Here is a 14915-nt window from a genome sequence, read left to right on the forward strand (position 1 = left end):
GATGTCAGCCGGGACAACAGCGTTTCTTTCATCTCTTGCGGTCCAGTTTTTTCTGACGGGCGTGTAGGTTGTTGTGAGTGGTGTTTTGGGGAGGTTTGTGCCGTAGTTGGCGTATTTGAGGTTCTGTATGGGTATGGTTTCTGGTCCCTGGAGGTCTCCTTCTGCTTTTATGTAGAGGTCGATGGGGACGTTGGATAGGTCCTTTATCTGGAGTCCCTGGGGTCCTCCGGGTCAGGTGTATTCTTTTCCGGGTTCCACTGTTGCTGTGAGGGTGAATGAGTTTCCGACCTCCTCTCCCTTCCAGAGGACCATTATCTCCACACTTTCGGGTACGGTTACCCGGACCTCCTGCACTGCTGAAGCCCCACTCACGGGGTTTGTGAGAATAATTAAGAGCAGCATGGGAACAGCAAGGGTTTTTAGATGGATGCCCATACAGATCACCCCATTTTTCTCCTGGAGGTTTCTCTTGTTTCACATGAACTTACAGTTTATCGTGAAATATGTCACCAAAGTGGCTATTATTTAAGCAAATAGTTATTACATAATCTGGAGGAGTACAGAGGCATTCTCTCCTAAAAACAGCGAAAATCGTATTAAAATTCCTCTTCAATACCCGAAATCGGTTTTTAAAAAGATTTATATATGTTGGATTATTATTCTTTTATCATGATTATTCATGTTACATATCTTTCAGGTTACATAACAGGCATTATTTCCTCAATAATCATTTCAGCGATACTGGGGCTGCCTCTGGCACCTGAAAGACCGGCCAGACATTCCTGGACCCCGTCAGCCATCTTCCCGGCACCCATAATTGCCATGGGTCTTGTGGCTATATGCATAAAACTTGGTGTCACAGGTATGTACGGTGGGGTCGATCTTGGTGTGGTTTCAGGGTTTCTGGCAGCTCTCATGACGGCCTACTTCCTTGAGGACATATTCCCCAGACCGGAGGACTTGTGATGAATGAACTTGTTGGAGTTGCAGTCGCAGCAGCAGTATCCTGGCTGAACTTTGTTATCATAGATACATGGATGGGCCTTCCAGAGAAACCAGGTGTCAGGGGGGCCGATTACATTGGAAGGGATATAATGAAAAGGGGGGGAGACCTCGCAGGGGGTTTCTTCCAGGGAAACATAGTCTGCTCACCTGACGCATCTGCAGGCACACTCCTGGGGGCAATTGGCTGTTACCTCATGGGTGTACCTGAGGGAGGCCTTATAGCTGCCCTGCTGGTGTTCATAGGGAATAGACTATGCGCAGACCCTGGATATGCAGGTACGACAGGGGCACTTTCAATTACAGTCATAATAGCAATCTCATCGCTCGCTGGACTGAAACCTGAAATGTTTATTGTGGGAATGGTTATTGCGATAACCACAATACAGGGTTTGAACCACAGGAGATCATCAAGGCTCCTTGGCGCCATAGCCAGGAGGATGGACAGGTACACAGACCTTGAATAGAAGGTGTTGATCATGCTACTCCAGATAACAGGGATAATAGTTGTTCTCATGGCATTGAGGGCACTTCTAGCACAGGACAGGGCAGAGAGGCTGCTTTACCTCAATGCAATGGGTTTCGGGATATCTGCAATGATTGCCCTCTACATTGGAACGGCATTCGGGGCTATCCTTGCAGCTGTCTACTTTGTGGCATCAACAATAACATCCAATGCTATTGCACACACCCTTGACCGTGTAGGGGAGGAAATATTAATCGAGGATTAGGTGAAGATTTGGCTGGTGATGTTTATGAATCCGCTTGACCTCATTAAGGGATTAGGTGAAGATTTGGCTGGTGATGTTTATGAATCCGCTTGACCTTATTAACCTTACAAACACAGGAATTTTCGTGATATTCACAGGTGCCGCAGGCATCATACTACTTCCAAAGCCCCTTGATAAGATAATAATGTTCTCTCTGCTGCAGGGGGGCTTTGTGATGGTCCTTGCGGCGGCCAGATACCTTGACGTGGCCATGGCAGCGGCCCTCTTTGACCCCATATCAACGGTGATACTGCTCATGGCTGTTATGAGGATCAATGATGTGAGGGTAGCGAGGGGTGAGGATCTTGTCTGATGTTCATGTTTACTCTGATGTGAGGGTAGCGAGGGGTGAGGATCTTGTCTGATGTTCATGTACTGGATTTAAGGGGTGGGAAACTTGCTTGAAACCCAGATATGGTTCTACGCAGGGGCCGCACTTGTAATAATAGGCTCCATTGCAACCGTCGCAGGTCCCGGTGTAAGGGACCCCATCGTCAGGATACTGAACACCGAGATACCTGCGGTTGGTGTTTCACTGATATTCCTCACCTACAACCACACACTGGCACTCCTCACCTTCATCGCGGCCACAACAATCATGACACTGGTACTCCTAAGGGCCGTTATAAGGCTCGAGGAGATGGGGGTGGAAGGATGAGCCTTGGAAGAATCCTCAATGAACTGGCAAACCCCAAGAGGATACCCCGTCTATTCGCATTCTCACTTGGACTCGTGCTCCTTGTGGGGTTCCTGGTTCCATTAACACTGAATGAGAACCAGCTCTACCCGAGGCCACTTCCACAGGAGCAGATTAACAGCAAGGACCCCCTGGCACCCTACGACCGCGGCGGGGTTCCGCTCAAGGAACCCGGTGACGTGAAGTCCCAGTACCCCCAGTTTGAGGTTAACCTGGGTAAGATCACGGCCTACCTGTCACCGATAGCGATAGCCATAAAGGGCCTCACCTACTACTTCGGGACCTCAATATACTCATCCCCAGGGGGCCTCATAGATGAGATACTCTACTACACCAGGGGCCTTGACACGGTCCTTGAGTCAAGCATACTCATGATGGCATTCACCATAGCGTCATGGGTCGCCCTTAACTTCACTGTGAGGAGGCGTAAACCATGATGGTACCGGAATTCACAGTTTCACTCTTCGTCCCGGCGGTCTACACGGGACTCATAGCAGGATTCATAGCGCTCCTCGGAATATCATTCCAGAAGAATGACCTCAGCGCACTCATAATCACCGATATAGTGGGAATAGCCATGCTAGTCATCGTTGCAGCGGTTGGAACCGACCTGGCAGAGGCCCTTATACTCCCAGGGCTGGTGGTTGAACTGGCGGAGATAATGGCCATATCAGAGATACTCATCTCAAGGGAGATGAGGATCCGTGGTGAGGTGGAGGAGATTGAACACGTCCCCATGGAACTTGAGGTCTTCAGGACAGCCCCCAACTTCCTGGCCCTTGTACTCATAGCCTACGGCGTGTTCCTCACAGGTTTCACTGGTGGTGCGGTTGCAGGTGCAGGTGTGCTGTTCTACGCCGCAACCAGAAAGGCCCGTGGCCTGCCAGTGGCTGAGTGGAATGGTATAGCGGGTGTCTCAGGTATAACCTGGTGTCTCTGGCTTGCAGGTTTCATAATATTCTTCACGGCACCACAGCTCTGGCTCCCCGCACTATTCCTCTCAGGTTGCGGTATACTCATAAAGGTGGCGAGCAAGATGGGCCTCATCGGGGTCCTTGCGAGGGAGGAGATCAGGGAAGCAGGGGGTGATGAATGATGGATATAGCCTCCCTTGGCGGTGAGCTGCTGGGCCAGATACCCTTCGGGGACATAGTGCTCTACCTCACACCATTCAACCTCTTCATGTTCGCATCTGTCCTCATATTCACATTCCTCATAGCAATAAGCCGGACAGAGACCCAGGTTGAGACAGAGTTCGGGACACTGGGTAACCGGAGGGTTGAGGTTGACACCGCCGAGTTCAGAATCAGGAGATTCCTTGCAATCGTCTGCGGACTTGCAACCGCAGGTGCGATGGTTACAGGTGACCTCTTCAACTTCACACTCTTCGTGGCACTCATAGGGATAGTGAACATAGGGATAGTCTCAGCAGTGAGACAGGTGGATGTGCTTGACGCGGCATTCCAGTATGGACTCATAGCCATGATGGCCTCACTCCCCCTCTTTGGGGGTGCGGCCATGGTGCTTGGTTCATCTGGTACACTGAGCCTCCTTGAACTATCCCACATCGGGGGAAACCCCATGATAAGCTTCGCAACCCTCCTCCTTCTCATGGGGGTTATCGGCGAGACCGGTGTTGCGCCGTTCTATGCAACCAAGGCGGAGATGTTCAGAACACCGGGTTCTCCATTCATACTCATAATACACCTCAGCTCCCTCCTCGTGATTGTGAGGGCAATTGAGGTTTTACTGATAGTTGCACTCTGAAGGTGAGATAATGAATAAACTTAAAGCAGGAAGCCTTACTGCACTCATACTCTCAGGAGCCGGGATAATCTATGCCCTCATATTCAACCCACCGTCATGGGTGGTTTATGGTGTGGCCATATTCCTCATTCCGGTCTTCATACTATCGATAGGGATACTCTCCATGGCTAAGCCAGAGAAGGATGAGGCCGATGAGAGGGTTAATGAACCATTCATAGGGTACTGATGATCATGGAACCATACGTTGCGGTGATGAGATGAATCTGATGGGCAATATCATAGTTAACATTGCAATAGCATTTCTGGTGGGGAGCCTGCTTCTGGGGTTCCAGAGGAAGGTGATGGCGAGGATACAGAGGAGGCCAGGCCCACCTATCATACAGCACCTCCTCCACACCCTCAAGTTCTATATAAAGGAGTCGTCGTTCCCCAGGACGGCTGCCATGCCATTCTATGTGGCTATAGCGGCGACACTCTGCGGTATCTGGGTGAGCGCTGTCATTGTGGGGCCTGTGCTTGAGGGTTCACTGCTGCTCTTCTTCGGGATATACGCCCTCCACAAGATCGTTGAGCACAATGCGGGATCATCATCTGGTTCACCGTACGGTAAGCTCAGCTGTGTCCGTGCAGTGTTTTCTGCTGCAGCCGAGCTACCACTCTTTGCGGTGCTCGCCATCATATACCTGGAGACCAGGACGATGATAATATCTGACATCATAGGCTACCAGAGCATCCACGGGCCACTCCTACTCAAGCTCCCACTGGCGGCCATGATGTTCTTTGTCCTCATACTATCAAAGGCACCCTACTCACCGTTCTCCATAACCAAGGGTAAGGACATAATATCAGGGTATGAGACAGAGCACTTCGGGGTCCTCAGGGGTTACCTGATGATCTCAGAGTCCATAGCATGGTACATGCTCCTCTGGATATTCCTCACGGTATTCGTTGGGGGACTCAGCCTGCCGCTCTACATCCTGGGAATGGTGATAATCACGGCGGTGACGGCATTCATAAACGCAACAACACCCATGCTGAACCCCAACCACTCTGTGGCCATACAGGTCATCCTGGCATTTGTAGGTATAGCAGGGTCCATCATTCTTATGCTCGTAATGTGATAGTAATATTAGAGAGGGGATTTAATGGAGAAAGGTCTAACGGTACTCACGGCACTTGTTGCAGGTGGAGTAATAATCGTGAGCCTGCTTGCAGCCATCATGCAGGGGATATCTGTAATGCCGGTCACAGTTCTTGCAGCAATATTCATGGTTCTCCTGCTCATGTCTGGCAGTGAAAGGTTCTCTGAACTCTCAGAGGAACTTGAAAGGGTTGCATTCTTCGCGGTACTGGCACTCTTCATAATTTCATTCCTGGTCCTCTACAGACCAGTATAATCAAATTCACTGGTGATAACATTGTATGAAATGTACCTGGTATACACGGTTTCATTTATCGCTGGCTCGGTAATCGGTTTACTCTTAAGTTACAGGAAGTACAGGGAGCCATTTGTGAAGGAAAAAATAGACCCACTGGCACTTATAGTGGCCCTCGTGGGGTGGGCTGTGCTTGTGAATGCGGCCCTGGCACCCTTCACCCCCCTTTTAAGGACAGCGGGGTTCTTCATGGTGGCCCTGGTCGCCGGTATGAGGCCAGGGTATGGTAGATACGAGACGGTCATTGGGGCTGCGGTGTCATTCATCATATGGCTCCTGGCCGGGACCCCGGGGTGGTAGTTATGGATGAAGGAGAACTCATGAGGCTCATGAAGAGGAGAATAATTGAAAGTTACCGGTGGCAGGAGGATGTTGTGAAACCACTCTCCAGGGAACTTGAACTTGACCTGGAGGAGTTCCAGGAGATACTCATGGATAAACTGGACATGTCCAGCCTTGAGGCCCTCCACCCCAGATTCGAGTCTGCAAGGCCAAGGTGCATAAAGGAGAGGCTGCACAGTGACCTCCAGCTCTGCTGGCTCGTGGATGTCATGGAGATCGTGGATGCTGAAGATGCGGAAACACTCAAGGATGAGATAACCGAGATGATCCTTGCGGGAGCCGAATACCAGGAGGCCCTTGCCGAGGGGAAGAGGAGGCTCCATGAGATACTCCGAGCTAAAGATTAAAATGATCATAGAAGAGGTAAAGAAGTGCTGGATGCCCTTAAGATTAAGGTGATCATAAAAGAGTAGATGTAGAGGTAAAGAAGTGCTGGATGCCCTTAAGATTAAGGTGATCATAAAAGAGTAGATGTAGAGGTAAAGAAATGTTGGATGCTCTTAAAAGTATTCTGAGGAAAACATCAATCCATGTGTGTCTTGTGAACACAGGGGGGTGCAATGGCTGCGACATAGAGGTCCTTGCACTCCTCTCACCCAGATATGACCTTGAACAGTACGGTATATACGTCCACCAGAACCCCAGGGAGGCTGATGTGATACTGGTGACCGGTGCCGTTACAGAGCAGTGGAGGGAGAAGCTTCAGAGAATATACAGCAAGGCACCTGAGCCAAAGATAGTGGTGGCCCTGGGCAACTGCCCCATCTCAGGGGACGTATTCAACCAGGAGGGCGGGAGCGTCTATGCACCGGTCTCCGACTTCATACCTGTGGACGCAGAGGTCCCTGGTTGCCCTCCGAGGCCCTCCGAGATACTTGAGGCCATACTATCGGTGGCGCCCGATGCAATAGCAGAGAGGGGGAGGAAGAGATGATACTGCCACTTGGACCCATGCACCCCGGCTACAAGGAGCCAATAAGGCTCAAGGTGAAGACCAGGGGTGAGAAGGTTCTTAAGGCCGAGATAGAGTACGGATACGTTCACAGGGGAATAGAGAGGGTCATGAGGAACAAGACCTGGCAGAAGGCCATATACCTCTCTGAGCGGGTCTGCGGGATATGCTCATATATACACACACAGACCTTTGCAGAGGCATTCGAGGCCATATCTGAGGTGGAGGCCCCGCCGAGGGCCCAGTTCCTCCGTGCCCTGACAAACGAACTTGACAGGATACAGAGTCACCTCATCGCAAATTCAACCTACTTCAAGGCCCTTGACCATGAGACCATGTTCATGTACATGCTGGCCCTCAGGGAGCCTGTCATGGATGCCATCGAGTTACTCACAGGTAACCGTGTCAACATGGGCTGGAACGTTGTGGGGGGTGTGAGGATGGACGCCTCAGAGGATCACCTCTCAAGGATAAGGGAGATCATAGTGGACCTTGAAAGGGAATTCGACCGCTACGTTGAAATGTTCGAACACGGGCCACTCATAGGGCTCAGGTCAAGGGACGTGGGTTACATGAGCCAGGAGGAGGCAGAGAAGGCCCGTGCAGTGGGGCCCATAGGAAGGGCCTCAGGTATAAGGTATGACTTCAGGGAGGACCACCCCACCTACCGGGACCACCTGGACTTCAGGACAGTCTGGAGGGACGAGGGAGACAACTTTGCAAGGGTCATGAACCGCTTCGATGAGATAAGGGTCTCAATTGACCTGATAAAGCAGGTGATAGACAATATCCCATCCGGCCCTGTGAGGAGGAAGGTGGATGTGAAGGCGGGCTACGGGGAGTGGAGAAACGAGGCACCCCGTGGCGAGGTGGCCTACATGATTGAGACCAACGGCAACCTCATAAAGAACATCTCCATAAGGACCCCCAGCATCATGAACATCGATGCCTGTGCAAAGTACATGCTACGGGACGTTGCAACCGTTGCAGATGCCGTTGCAACCTATGCCAGTGCAGACCCATGCATAGCATGTGCAGAGAGGGTCGTGGTCCTGGATGAAGATGAGGGAAAGAGGGAGATAATGCTCTAAAAAATTGATCATGTTGATGTCCTATGTCCTCTGTAATATGGTACCTCTACGAGTTTGCCCGTAAATCATGGGCAGAGAAATTTGCAAATGCACATACAGAACACGAGATCCTTGAAAAACCCGAAAGGTTCAGGGATTTCCCCACAGTACATAAGGAGTACTGTATAGGCTGCGGAGCCTGCACCACAGCATGCCCTGCCCCTGGCGCCATAAAACTGGTCCGGGATACTGATACCTCTGAGGAGGAGGGCCTGACCTACCCGGTGATAGTGAGGGGGGCATGTATCAGGTGCGGATTCTGCGCCGAGGTCTGCCCAACCGACCCCAAGACCATAGAATGCGGTGAAAACCACCTCATAAGGGAAGAGTTCACAATCGTACCCTCCGAGAAGCTCTACGTGATAGACGATTACCTCTGCATACGCTGCAAGAAATGCCTGAAGGCCTGCCCGGTTGACGCCATCGTTGAGGAGGACGGCAGGGTCGAGATTGACCAGAGCAGGTGCATAGCATGCGGTGACTGCCTCGAGAAGTGTCCCGTGAAGGGCGCCCTCAAGAGGATACACGTGGCATACGTTGAGGAGCAGAAGATGGTTATAAACCTGGCTGTCAATGAACTGGAGGCGGCCATCGAGGAGCGCAGTGATGATATAAAGAAACTCGGGGCCGGTGAGGTCTACAGGATGAACCAACCCCTGGCACCCCTCCTTGAGAGGGCCCTTGAGATTCTGCCCGATGAGGAGATCACCAGGGACATCCTCGAGATGATAACGGATCGCCTGAAGATGAGGATCATAACATGGAGCCCCGAGAAGTGTGTTCAGTGCAGACTGTGCGTCGATGAGTGCCCATCAGGTGCCATAACCTACTCGGAGGATGAGGGAGTCGTAAGGGACCCTGAAAGGTGCCTCAGGTGCAGCACATGCTACCAGACCTGCCCATTCGGTGTTGCCGGGTACTACGTTGCAAGGTTCCTCATTGACGAGTCCAACGGTGAAGAGGTAATCAGGATCACCATAAAACCGGCGGCGCTTCCTGTAAAGTGATGAGGAGATGATAACATCAGAATCATAATAACTTGCGGCGCTTCTGTAAAGTGATGAGGAGATGATAACATTCCAGCTGCAGCAAAACCCGTAAAGCCCCTGAGGGAAGTTGACGTTGACTATGAAATCGACCATGAGAAATGCAGGAGTTGCCCTGATAAGCCCTGCCTGAATGTATGCCCCGTGGATGCCGTGCACATCGACCCGGACACAGGGGAGGTTGAAATCGATGACCGCTGCTTTGGCTGCGTCCTCTGCAGGGAGGCCTGCCCCTACGATGCCATAAAGATGAAGACAATCCTCGGGGAGCCCATAAGGGAGAATGTCCCTGTGATAAACCCCAGGATCTGCCGTGGCTGCGGTGCCTGTGTATCTGCCTGCAGGACAGGGGCAATACACCTGGCTTCATCAGGGGAGACAGGGGTTCACAGTGAGATAGACGAGGATAAATGCGTAAGGTGCGGCTACTGTGCAAGGGCATGCCCCACAGAGGCCATAAAATACGGTGAAATCCTGCCACGATCCGTGGTGGGTGGAAAGGCCGTTGTGGTTAACCAGAGGGACTGCATAGGCTGCATGACCTGCACCAGGGTCTGCCCATCCAGGGGCGCCATAAAGGTGGGTAAGATCAACAGGCTCCCCTACATAGACCCATCATACTGTGCAAGGTGTGAGGAGTGCATGGATGTCTGCCCATCAGCAGCCATAAAGTACTCCTCCAGAAAGAGGGCCTACGAAAACTTCTCAAAAATCAATAACATGGAGATAGCAGGGGAGATCCTTGAGAGGGAATCAGAGAAACTCGTGAGGAACCTTGGAAGGATAGACTCGGTTCTGAGGAGCGTGAAGCGGAGGTTCACCAGGGATGAACCCGAGTTCAGGGTGGATGTCACAGATGAGATAAGGGACGAAATAGAGGAACTCGTTGACTCGGACCTTGAAATCCTTGAACTCAACCATATAGTGGACTTCACAAAGCCAAAGAGAAGCATAAGGGTCCTTGAGGATAAGTGCATCGGGTGCGGACTATGTATCGATGAGTGCCCGGTTGGAGTTATAGAACCGGTAACACCAGCCCCTGTTGAGATAAAGGATGGATGCGTCTTCTGCGGCCGCTGCAGGGGGGTCTGTCCTGTTGACGCGATTGAAATAACAGAGGAGGGCTTCAGGGCATCTGATGGTCGGATATACCTTGAGAGGAGAATCCTCAGGGGGCCAAGAAGCGGTTCAGTGGAGGTGGATCATGTCATCTGCCAGAGGTGTGGCGTCTGTGTCAACCACTGCCCCGTTGATGCAATGACACTGGATGGTGAGGTGGAGGTTGATGATGAGACCTGCATACTCTGCGGTGAATGCCAGGACATATGCCCGGTCACCGCAGTGAAACTTAACCTGGAGGATGATAACCTTGAATAGGGTCTTTGTGACAGACTGCGAGGGCCCGGTTTCACTGAACGACAACGCCTTTGAAGCCGCGGCCCACTTCATGCCCGAAGGTGACAGGTTCTTCAGGAAGGTCAGCGAATTTGATGACATACTGGCAGATGAGATAAAGAGGCCAGGCTACAATGCCGGGGACACCCTGAAACTCATAGTACCCTTCCTGGTGGCCTATGGCGTCACCGATGAGAAGCTCATTGAGTTCTCAGAGGAGACCCTCAAACTTGTACCCGGCGCAGAGGAGACCCTCGAGCTTGCCATGCAGCTCATGCCATCCTACATCATAAGCACAAGTTACAGGCACTACATAGAGGCCCTCTGCAGGCGCACAGGCTTCCCAGTTGAGAACACCCGCCACACAACACTCACCCTCAACGTCCCGATAGGGGATGATGAAAGGGAGATGCTCATGAAACTCAGGGAGGAAGTCATTGATGGGGACTTCCAGGACCTGGATGAGATATTCTTCCAGAAAATACCACAGATGAGGATAGGGAGGCTCCTGGATGAGGTCAGGACTGTTGGTGGGGACGGTAAGAGGGTCGCCCTCAGGGAGATACTATCTGAACTTGGTTTAACAGCCAAGGCTGCCATGTACGTGGGTGACAGCATAACAGACGTCGAACCCCTCAGGGAACTGAGGGGGAAGGGTATACCCGTCTCCTTCAACGGCAACAGCTACGCCCTCAGGGAGGCCGAGGTTGCCGTCATATCCGAGGATGCAAGGGCACTCCTGCCACTCGTGGACCTCCACTCAAGGTTCGGGAGGAACTACGTAATGGAATTCGTTAAGGCATACTCAGATGACCCTGAAAGGGCCCTTGAATCCTTCAGGGTGGACTTCAGGGTTGCCGAGAGATTCAAGAACATATTCCGGGATTCCTACCCCACCATCACACCCGTGGATGATACCGATGAACTCGTTGAGGAGAGCCTCGCAGTCAGAAAGAGGATCAGAGGGGAGGATGTGGGGTCCCTGGGCTGAATGGATCGTCAGGTGTTGATTATGGAGATTAACGGAACGGTGATCGAGGATACATTCTCAGAGGCCTTCACCGGAAGGTGTGTGAGGGCCACCATAACGGCCCGTGACATGGAAACCGTAAGGAGGGCGGCCTACGATTCAACTGCAACCCCAGGTGCGGTTATAGGTAGAGTTGAGGGTGGTGTTGAATCATTCCTTTCCGCTGATGAAACACCAGATGGAAGGCCAGGGGCCACTGTACAGTTCTACTACGCCCTCCCCGACCTGGAGAAGTTCCAGGTTGAACTCTCCTACAGGATCAGGCAGGACATACTGGTGAAGCCATTCACAGCCCTCTACGATTCCACACCCGACCCTGAGGGGTACATGGATATGATGAAGCATGTGGGCCACTGCGGGGACGGTTATGAGTGGATTGAGGAGTTCAATGGTCGTGAAATGATCAACATCCCAATAGCGGTCCCGGACTTTAAGATCGAATCAAAGCTGGGTTACAGGGATGCGATCATGGGGGCCAACTTCTGGTACATGTGCAGGGACCCTGAAACCGTCCTTGAGGCCGGAAGGGCTGCCATAAATGCTATAGGTGAGGTTGAGGGTGTTGTGACACCCTTCGATATCTGCTCGGCCGCCTCCAAGCCTGAGACCAATTACCCCTGGATAGGCCCCACAACCAACCACCCCTACTGTCCAAGCCTAAGGGACCTCCTTGGCGATGAGTCAAGGGTCCCTGAGGGTGTCGGGTACATACCCGAGATAGTCATAAATGGCCTGTCCCTTGAGGCCCTTGAGGAGGCCATGAGGGTTGGTATAGAGGCTGTCTGCCGCTACGACGGCGTCCTCATGGTGTCAGCAGGTAACTATGATGGTAAACTGGGGGACCACAGGATAGACCTTCATGGTGTTCTCTGATGTTATTCGATGCAGTGGGCCTCGGGGCCCTTAACATGGACCAGCTCCACATGGTTGAGAGGATAGCAGGACCCGATGAGGAGACCTTTGTCCGTGATACAGTGGAGTCCTGCGGTGGATCAGCAGCCAACACCATAATAGGCCTTACGAGGCTCGGACTGAGAACGGCCTTCATAGGCAAGGTCGCAGCTGACAGGGAGGGTTCCATCCTCAGGGAGAACCTGCAGGGGGAGGGTGTCGCCGATTACGTTGCCGTCTCAGGGGAGGGAAGAAGCGGCCGGGTCATGGGATTCGTTGACCCCCAGGGAAACAGGGCACTCTACGTGGACCCCGGGGTTAACGACACGCTCACCATTGATGAGGTCCAGGAGGAGGCACTGAAAACCAGGCTACTGCACCTCACATCCTTTGCAGGATCAGGTATCAGGGTCCAGAGGGAGGTCCTGGAGGTCATCGATGACTCTGTGACAGTGAGCCTCGACCCCGGCCACCTCTATGCAGAGCGGGGCGCATCTGAACTTGAGGGTATCCTTGAGAGGACAGACATCCTCCTGATCAACCGGAGGGAACTGGAGCTCATGACAGGATCCCCTGACCCTGCCATGGCATCGGCAGAACTGGGTGTTGACGTGGTTGTCATGAAGATGGGCTCTGAGGGTGTCAGGGCCTTCGATGGCTCTGAGGTGATGGTTGAGGCACTCGAGACCACCTGCAGGGATACAACAGGTGCCGGGGATGCATTCAATGCAGGTTTCCTCTATGCATGGCTTTCAGGATATGGGCTTGAGGTGTCATGCCTCTTTGGAAACTACCTGGCATCAAGGTGCATAGAGGGCTACGGTGCCATATCGTCCCTCCCAGGTAGGGAGGCCCTTGAGGTTCTGGAGGGGTACCTCAGGGGGGATGTCAATCCGAATACACGCGGCGATTCTGGAAAATAATTTAAGTGAACATGTTTAAAGTAATAGAGGAGGATCATGTTAATCTCTTTAAGGATTGAACAAATACCGGGGTTGTATCATGGATATTGTCTTTAAAAAGAAACTTGATGATCTCCAGAGGGACGTTGCACTGAAGTCGATGGACCTTGAGGAGAGCCCTGAGGAAGTCGGGGTGGAACTTGGAAGGTGCAGTGTTCGCGATAAATTCATAGACATAACACCAAAGTGCGTCAGGTGCAACCTCTGCGTTGAGGAGTGCCCTGTTGACGCAATATCAGATTCATCTGCCTCACGGGCTGCCAGAATACTTGATAACTGTGTTAAATGTGAGATATGTGCCCAGACCTGTCCCGTGAGATGTATAAATGTTGTTGAGAGCACAGCCACAATTGATGAGGATGTCACATACAACCTTGAATACGTGACGATTCCCCACAGAACACTCCGCATGAGGGATATTCAGGTTACAGATAAATGCACCGCCTGCGGCACCTGCGAGAGGTTCTGCCCCACAGGCGCAATAAGGGTGGGGGAAACTGCAGTGGTCGATGAGTCCATATGCATTGGATGCGGTGCCTGCGTCAACGTGTGCCCCTCAGATGCCATAAAACTTGAAAGGGAACTCGGACCTGTCATTGAGACCCGTAGACTCATGGTTGATCAGGATGCATGTGTTGAGTGCCTTGTATGTGAGGAGAACTGCCCCACCGGAGCCATAAGGATTGAGGATGGGGAAGTTGTTGTTGATGGAGATAAATGTATCCTCTGTGAGGTCTGTTCGTCTAAGTGTCCTGTGGCAGCACTTAAACTGGAGAGGTTGTCAGATGAAAGTTAAGGAGATAATGGATAAGGAGTTTATAGCCGTCTCCCCTGGGGACCGGGTTGTTGATGTATCCCTGAAGATGGAGAAGACAAGGAAATTCACAACACCTGTTGTTGATGATGAGGGGAAGCTTGTTGGATGGGTTACAAGCTTTGATGTTATGAGGGGACTCAGGGATGGAGTTGAACTTGTATCCGATGTCATGCAGCCCCCTGAGAGGATAGTCCACGTCAATGAGAACGACCCGGCGCGGCTGGCGGTCCTTGAAACAGCCCACCACAAACTTGTTAGTGTCCCTGTACTGGATGATGAGGGAAGGGTTGTCGGTGTTGTGAGGTCCTTTGACATCGTTGAGACCCTCTCACAGCTCTATGAGATCAAGGTCTACAAGATATTTGAGGCCATGAACAGTGAACTCAAGGGTGTTAGCTGGGACGAACTCATGGAGGCAGCCGCAATCATCACAAGGAGGCGCACTGGTAAGAGGATCAAGCCGAAGGAATACGAGGAGAGGATCAGGAACTCCACATTTGGCGAGGCCATATGGGCTACAGGTGGCCTTGAAAAGTTCTTTGTGGGTCTGATAGCCATAGGTGAACTTGTGATTGCAAGAAAGATTGCGAGGGCAAGGAAGTAATCCCCTTCTTTTTTTATTTCACTAATTCCCTTCTGGACTTTTGAGGGTTTTTTACTGGCGCCTTCTACAATTAC

Annotated in this window: 23 protein-coding genes; 22 read left to right on the plus strand and 1 reads right to left on the minus strand. The window is 51.9% G+C overall.

Annotated features, from left to right (window positions below; translation table 11 throughout):
• Positions 1-231: 231 nt before the first annotated feature.
• A complete protein-coding gene (locus tag OXN82_RS02875; protein ID WP_321211868.1) occupies positions 232-435 on the minus strand; it encodes a hypothetical protein in 204 nt (67 codons plus the stop codon).
• 234 nt (positions 436-669) lie between these two features.
• On the opposite strand from OXN82_RS02875, the gene OXN82_RS02880 reads away from it, so the two are divergent.
• The 22 genes from OXN82_RS02880 to OXN82_RS02985 all read left to right on the plus strand — a co-directional run bounded on the left by OXN82_RS02880 (position 670) and on the right by OXN82_RS02985 (position 14841).
• Entirely contained in the window at positions 670-966 is a 297-nt protein-coding gene (locus OXN82_RS02880; protein WP_242451181.1) for an energy-converting hydrogenase A subunit A EhaA, read from the plus strand.
• Positions 966-1469 (plus strand): hypothetical protein, encoded by a 504-nt coding sequence (locus OXN82_RS02885; protein ID WP_321211869.1) that lies wholly within the window; start codon positions 966-968, stop codon positions 1467-1469. The genes OXN82_RS02880 and OXN82_RS02885 overlap by 1 nt, the downstream gene beginning before the upstream one ends.
• 12 nt (positions 1470-1481) lie before the next feature.
• Positions 1482-1733, plus strand: coding sequence for a DUF2109 family protein (locus OXN82_RS02890; RefSeq protein WP_013295605.1), 252 nt, complete (start codon positions 1482-1484; stop codon positions 1731-1733).
• Between the two features lie 79 nt (positions 1734-1812).
• Positions 1813-2085, plus strand: coding sequence for a DUF2108 domain-containing protein (locus OXN82_RS02895; protein WP_321211870.1), 273 nt, complete (start codon positions 1813-1815; stop codon positions 2083-2085).
• A gap of 84 nt (positions 2086-2169) precedes the next feature.
• The gene (locus OXN82_RS02900; RefSeq protein ID WP_321211871.1) at positions 2170-2430 is read left to right on the plus strand and encodes an EhaE family protein; all 261 of its coding nucleotides are present in this window, start codon (positions 2170-2172) and stop codon (positions 2428-2430) included.
• The gene (locus OXN82_RS02905; protein ID WP_321211872.1) at positions 2427-2906 is read left to right on the plus strand and encodes an EhaF family protein; all 480 of its coding nucleotides are present in this window, start codon (positions 2427-2429) and stop codon (positions 2904-2906) included. The genes OXN82_RS02900 and OXN82_RS02905 overlap by 4 nt, the downstream gene beginning before the upstream one ends.
• Positions 2903-3565, plus strand: a complete 663-nt coding sequence (locus tag OXN82_RS02910) for an EhaG family protein (RefSeq protein WP_321211873.1) — start codon at positions 2903-2905, stop codon at positions 3563-3565. Before OXN82_RS02905 ends, OXN82_RS02910 begins: the two co-directional genes overlap by 4 nt.
• Positions 3565-4236 (plus strand): proton-conducting transporter membrane subunit, encoded by a 672-nt coding sequence (locus tag OXN82_RS02915; RefSeq protein ID WP_321212141.1) that lies wholly within the window; start codon positions 3565-3567, stop codon positions 4234-4236. The genes OXN82_RS02910 and OXN82_RS02915 overlap by 1 nt, the downstream gene beginning before the upstream one ends.
• A gap of 10 nt (positions 4237-4246) precedes the next feature.
• The gene (locus OXN82_RS02920; protein ID WP_321211874.1) at positions 4247-4462 is read left to right on the plus strand and encodes a DUF788 domain-containing protein; all 216 of its coding nucleotides are present in this window, start codon (positions 4247-4249) and stop codon (positions 4460-4462) included.
• Positions 4463-4493: 31 nt separating this feature from the next.
• Complete coding sequence (locus OXN82_RS02925; RefSeq protein ID WP_321211875.1) at positions 4494-5357, plus strand: respiratory chain complex I subunit 1 family protein; 864 nt, start codon at positions 4494-4496, stop codon at positions 5355-5357.
• A gap of 24 nt (positions 5358-5381) precedes the next feature.
• Entirely contained in the window at positions 5382-5633 is a 252-nt protein-coding gene (locus OXN82_RS02930) for an energy-converting hydrogenase A, subunit K (RefSeq protein WP_321211876.1), read from the plus strand.
• A gap of 30 nt (positions 5634-5663) precedes the next feature.
• Positions 5664-5972, plus strand: a complete 309-nt coding sequence (locus tag OXN82_RS02935; protein WP_321212142.1) for a DUF2104 domain-containing protein — start codon at positions 5664-5666, stop codon at positions 5970-5972.
• A gap of 2 nt (positions 5973-5974) precedes the next feature.
• Positions 5975-6361, plus strand: coding sequence for a DUF1959 domain-containing protein (locus OXN82_RS02940; protein ID WP_321211877.1), 387 nt, complete (start codon positions 5975-5977; stop codon positions 6359-6361).
• 140 nt (positions 6362-6501) lie between these two features.
• On the plus strand, positions 6502-6948 hold the full coding sequence (locus tag OXN82_RS02945; RefSeq protein ID WP_237779551.1) for an NADH-quinone oxidoreductase subunit B family protein: 447 nt from the start codon (positions 6502-6504) through the stop codon (positions 6946-6948).
• Entirely contained in the window at positions 6945-8057 is a 1113-nt protein-coding gene (locus OXN82_RS02950; protein WP_321211878.1) for a nickel-dependent hydrogenase large subunit, read from the plus strand. The genes OXN82_RS02945 and OXN82_RS02950 overlap by 4 nt, the downstream gene beginning before the upstream one ends.
• Before the next feature lie 23 nt (positions 8058-8080).
• Positions 8081-9103 (plus strand): 4Fe-4S binding protein, encoded by a 1023-nt coding sequence (locus OXN82_RS02955; protein ID WP_321211879.1) that lies wholly within the window; start codon positions 8081-8083, stop codon positions 9101-9103.
• A 99-nt stretch (positions 9104-9202) separates the two neighbouring features.
• A complete protein-coding gene (locus tag OXN82_RS02960; protein WP_414855699.1) occupies positions 9203-10519 on the plus strand; it encodes a 4Fe-4S dicluster domain-containing protein in 1317 nt (438 codons plus the stop codon).
• Positions 10503-11528 (plus strand): energy-converting hydrogenase A, subunit R, encoded by a 1026-nt coding sequence (locus OXN82_RS02965; RefSeq protein ID WP_321211880.1) that lies wholly within the window; start codon positions 10503-10505, stop codon positions 11526-11528. Before OXN82_RS02960 ends, OXN82_RS02965 begins: the two co-directional genes overlap by 17 nt.
• A gap of 21 nt (positions 11529-11549) precedes the next feature.
• On the plus strand, positions 11550-12440 hold the full coding sequence (locus OXN82_RS02970; protein WP_321211881.1) for a formylmethanofuran--tetrahydromethanopterin N-formyltransferase: 891 nt from the start codon (positions 11550-11552) through the stop codon (positions 12438-12440).
• Entirely contained in the window at positions 12440-13381 is a 942-nt protein-coding gene (locus OXN82_RS02975) for a carbohydrate kinase family protein (RefSeq protein ID WP_321211882.1), read from the plus strand. Before OXN82_RS02970 ends, OXN82_RS02975 begins: the two co-directional genes overlap by 1 nt.
• A gap of 79 nt (positions 13382-13460) precedes the next feature.
• A complete protein-coding gene (locus OXN82_RS02980) occupies positions 13461-14216 on the plus strand; it encodes a 4Fe-4S binding protein (protein WP_321211883.1) in 756 nt (251 codons plus the stop codon).
• Positions 14206-14841, plus strand: a complete 636-nt coding sequence (locus tag OXN82_RS02985; protein WP_013295624.1) for an HPP family protein — start codon at positions 14206-14208, stop codon at positions 14839-14841. The genes OXN82_RS02980 and OXN82_RS02985 overlap by 11 nt, the downstream gene beginning before the upstream one ends.
• Positions 14842-14915 lie beyond the last annotated feature (74 nt).

It is taken from the genome of Methanothermobacter sp. DP, assembly GCF_026692625.1.
GTDB classification, from domain to species: domain Archaea; phylum Methanobacteriota; class Methanobacteria; order Methanobacteriales; family Methanothermobacteraceae; genus Methanothermobacter; species Methanothermobacter marburgensis.

What these genes read in the sequence shown, in the direction of transcription:
- OXN82_RS02895 (WP_321211870.1), top strand. Translation starts at nt 1,813, where the DNA reads ATGAATCCGCTTGACCTTATTAACCTTACAAACACAGGAATTTTCGTG.
- OXN82_RS02950 (WP_321211878.1), top strand. Translation starts at nt 6,945, where the DNA reads ATGATACTGCCACTTGGACCCATGCACCCCGGCTACAAGGAGCCAATA.
- OXN82_RS02985 (WP_013295624.1), top strand. Translation starts at nt 14,206, where the DNA reads ATGAAAGTTAAGGAGATAATGGATAAGGAGTTTATAGCCGTCTCCCCT.
- OXN82_RS02930 (WP_321211876.1), top strand. Translation starts at nt 5,382, where the DNA reads ATGGAGAAAGGTCTAACGGTACTCACGGCACTTGTTGCAGGTGGAGTA.
- OXN82_RS02925 (WP_321211875.1), top strand. Translation starts at nt 4,494, where the DNA reads ATGAATCTGATGGGCAATATCATAGTTAACATTGCAATAGCATTTCTG.
- OXN82_RS02885 (WP_321211869.1), top strand. Translation starts at nt 966, where the DNA reads ATGAATGAACTTGTTGGAGTTGCAGTCGCAGCAGCAGTATCCTGGCTG.
- OXN82_RS02980 (WP_321211883.1), top strand. Translation starts at nt 13,461, where the DNA reads ATGGATATTGTCTTTAAAAAGAAACTTGATGATCTCCAGAGGGACGTT.
- OXN82_RS02880 (WP_242451181.1), top strand. Translation starts at nt 670, where the DNA reads ATGATTATTCATGTTACATATCTTTCAGGTTACATAACAGGCATTATT.
- OXN82_RS02955 (WP_321211879.1), top strand. Translation starts at nt 8,081, where the DNA reads ATGTCCTCTGTAATATGGTACCTCTACGAGTTTGCCCGTAAATCATGG.
- OXN82_RS02975 (WP_321211882.1), top strand. Translation starts at nt 12,440, where the DNA reads ATGTTATTCGATGCAGTGGGCCTCGGGGCCCTTAACATGGACCAGCTC.
- OXN82_RS02940 (WP_321211877.1), top strand. Translation starts at nt 5,975, where the DNA reads ATGGATGAAGGAGAACTCATGAGGCTCATGAAGAGGAGAATAATTGAA.
- OXN82_RS02910 (WP_321211873.1), top strand. Translation starts at nt 2,903, where the DNA reads ATGATGGTACCGGAATTCACAGTTTCACTCTTCGTCCCGGCGGTCTAC.
- OXN82_RS02970 (WP_321211881.1), top strand. Translation starts at nt 11,550, where the DNA reads ATGGAGATTAACGGAACGGTGATCGAGGATACATTCTCAGAGGCCTTC.
- OXN82_RS02935 (WP_321212142.1), top strand. Translation starts at nt 5,664, where the DNA reads ATGTACCTGGTATACACGGTTTCATTTATCGCTGGCTCGGTAATCGGT.
- OXN82_RS02875 (WP_321211868.1), bottom strand. Translation starts at nt 435, where the DNA reads ATGGGCATCCATCTAAAAACCCTTGCTGTTCCCATGCTGCTCTTAATT.
- OXN82_RS02905 (WP_321211872.1), top strand. Translation starts at nt 2,427, where the DNA reads ATGAGCCTTGGAAGAATCCTCAATGAACTGGCAAACCCCAAGAGGATA.
- OXN82_RS02965 (WP_321211880.1), top strand. Translation starts at nt 10,503, where the DNA reads ATGATAACCTTGAATAGGGTCTTTGTGACAGACTGCGAGGGCCCGGTT.
- OXN82_RS02915 (WP_321212141.1), top strand. Translation starts at nt 3,565, where the DNA reads ATGGATATAGCCTCCCTTGGCGGTGAGCTGCTGGGCCAGATACCCTTC.
- OXN82_RS02945 (WP_237779551.1), top strand. Translation starts at nt 6,502, where the DNA reads ATGTTGGATGCTCTTAAAAGTATTCTGAGGAAAACATCAATCCATGTG.
- OXN82_RS02890 (WP_013295605.1), top strand. Translation starts at nt 1,482, where the DNA reads ATGCTACTCCAGATAACAGGGATAATAGTTGTTCTCATGGCATTGAGG.
- OXN82_RS02920 (WP_321211874.1), top strand. Translation starts at nt 4,247, where the DNA reads ATGAATAAACTTAAAGCAGGAAGCCTTACTGCACTCATACTCTCAGGA.